Genomic DNA, 2,339 nt, shown 5'->3' on the forward strand with positions numbered 1-2,339 from the left:
CCGTCATCGCCTTCGGCTCAATTAGGAAGGGAAAGCCCATGAAAATCCGTATCTACCGCCAGACCGAGCAGGACTTTGACCGGATCGAGATCGAGGGCGCGACCTTTGAAACCATCGTCAGCCGGGCAGCGGTCGAGGGGCTTCAATGCAGCGGTTACGACAGCAATCCGAGCCAGCGGCCTGAGTTGCAGGGCGCACCGAAATTCAAGGGCGTTTGCGGTCCTATGTGGGATGGCGATGCGATCCGCTACGAGTGCAGCGCCACCTATGCGGAGTTGAGCGCATGAGCGCCGCCGCCGCGATACGCACCGCGCAGGCCGACCAGCTGGGCGACCAGATCATTGCCGCAGGCTTCGCGCCAAACGGCTTTGTGCTGGACATTAACGGGGCGCTTGATGTGCCCCGCGACTTTCCCCTTTCCGCGCCGTGGAATCTGCCGTCGCGCCTGTTTCAGTTCCCCATCGAGGTCATCCGCGCAGAGCAGGACGAGCCGCGCAAGATCGGCCTTCGCCATCCTTTGCTTGCCGCCCATCCTTTCGTGCAACACGTCGAGCGTGCGCTAGGGATCGAGATCGCCCGCGATGGCGTGACGAACCGCCACGGCTACAGCAACCGCGTTCATTCGCTCTGGCATCATGCGGTGGACCTTATCAGCGCCGGGAAATGGCGCGAATTGCTCGCCACGCAGGAGTTCACCGAGCCGCGCAATATCTTCAATGCCGTTGTCTATGGCCTTCGCTATTCGGACCACGCCGACAGGAAGGCGAGCGGCCACATCAGCACCGTCGAGGCCCGCCAGATCATGCGGGAAATGGGAGCTACCGAGCCGACCGACCGCGCCGCGTTGCTTCGCAGCTTTTCCGCGCCGTCTCCCTGCCAGCAGGAACGCGGGGCCGAGCATTGGCCGATCAATCTTCACGGACCTTGCGCCGAGGATAAGGCATGGTCTTTCATCATCGGGATCGAGGATGGTTGGTTTTCCTATGACCGTTCCGGGCATCTGCAATGGTCCCCCATGGGCCGCGACCGTTACGCGGCAGGCGATAGCGCCAGCTTTACCGAGGCGAGCGGCCAGACCGCTTTCGCCTTTTGAGGGGATCGAGCATGGCCCGCCATTGCATCCGCGAACCTCGCTACGTTCCCCCGGTGCAGCGCATCGGGGAGCAACCCGACTTGTTCGGTGGACCGACCCTTAGCCACGTTGCCGAGCGCCAAGGACCGCCGAAAGGATGGCAGCGCCAATTGCAGAAATGGGGCCGCTGCACCGTCATTGCCGATCTTGAGGCAGCGCCGCCGTCTGTCATCGACCCTCCCCCGTCCCCGTCTCCGGTTTTCCTTGTCGCTTGCGTTGCTGCGAAGCTGGACCGCCCCGCCCCGGCGCGCGATCTTTACGCATCGCCATGGTTCCAGAAGGCCCGTGCCTATGTCGAACGACAGGGCGGCGCATGGTTCATCCTGTCAGCAAAGCATGGCCTGATCGCCCCGGAAACCGTCATCGCGCCCTATGACGAAACGCTAGGCGCGATGAAGGCAGGCGCGCGCCGCCTTTGGGGCGCGCGCGTGATCGAAGCAATGGCCGAGCAGATCGACGCCGCCGCGCCGCTGATCGTTCTCGCAGGCCGCAACTATCGCGATCCCCTTTGGCCGCAGATCGAACGGCGCGCATCGGTTCCGATGGAGGGGCTTGGAATCGGTCAGCAGCTCGCTTGGTTGAGCGACAACTGAGAGCGAGAATTGTCGCGGTCCATGCGCAACTTCGCACGATGCGCTTCGAGGGGGCATCTGTTTGTCGCGCCGCCCTTTCAATCTATCCAACGCCATTTGGCGTTGTGAGTTTGAGGATTATAGGCCCAGCAACGGCCCAAGCCCCCCGGTAGGGCCGCCCACTCTCGGCAAGCGCAAATGGCGTAGTTTGCGCTTGCCGGGAGACCAGTTGCCCTCTCTATATGGCAAGGTGACTGCCCTCTCACCGACAGCGCCCTTGTGGACCCAAGATCAGGCCATCGCCTATGAGGCGGCCCTTGAGGCCATCAACGACGTTATCGCCGGTTACAGTGAGCAGATCGCGCTCGAGCATGGTTGCGTAGCGCCGAACGCGGCGCGGATCGCTTGGCTCGAAATGCGGACGGATCAGGCATCGGCCACCGGCCATGCGCTCAATGTGGTGGATGATGAGAATGTCCGGCAAACGCTGCTGGAATACAGCGCGATCGTTCGGGCGCGAGACGGCGCAGGGTGAAGGTCCGCTCGATGGGCGGGCGTTAGTTTGTTAAATCCCCCCGTCAGTGTCTTCCTAGCATGAGGGCTGCACCAGGCCGCATCAAGGATCGGCGGTTCCC

4 protein-coding genes are annotated in these 2,339 nt (G+C 62.9%); all 4 read left to right on the top strand.

What is annotated here, in order from left to right; genetic code table 11:
• A partial coding sequence (locus tag LH128_RS21975; RefSeq protein ID WP_008831889.1) for a hypothetical protein occupies positions 1-287 on the top strand: 287 nt, incomplete at its 5' end.
• Positions 284-1,093 carry a hypothetical protein gene (locus LH128_RS21980; protein ID WP_008831890.1) on the top strand — a complete coding sequence of 270 codons (810 nt, stop codon included), beginning with the start codon at positions 284-286 and terminating at the stop codon, positions 1,091-1,093. The genes LH128_RS21975 and LH128_RS21980, both read left to right, overlap by 4 nt.
• A gap of 11 nt (positions 1,094-1,104) precedes the next feature.
• Positions 1,105-1,725, top strand: coding sequence for a DUF6884 domain-containing protein (locus LH128_RS21985; protein ID WP_030541642.1), 621 nt, complete (start codon positions 1,105-1,107; stop codon positions 1,723-1,725).
• A 256-nt stretch (positions 1,726-1,981) separates the two neighbouring features.
• Positions 1,982-2,239, top strand: a complete 258-nt coding sequence (locus LH128_RS21990; protein WP_008831892.1) for a hypothetical protein — start codon at positions 1,982-1,984, stop codon at positions 2,237-2,239.
• Positions 2,240-2,339 lie beyond the last annotated feature (100 nt).

This window comes from Sphingomonas sp. LH128 (assembly GCF_000293195.2).
In the GTDB taxonomy this organism is placed as follows: Bacteria; Pseudomonadota; Alphaproteobacteria; order Sphingomonadales; family Sphingomonadaceae; genus Novosphingobium; species Novosphingobium resinovorum_A.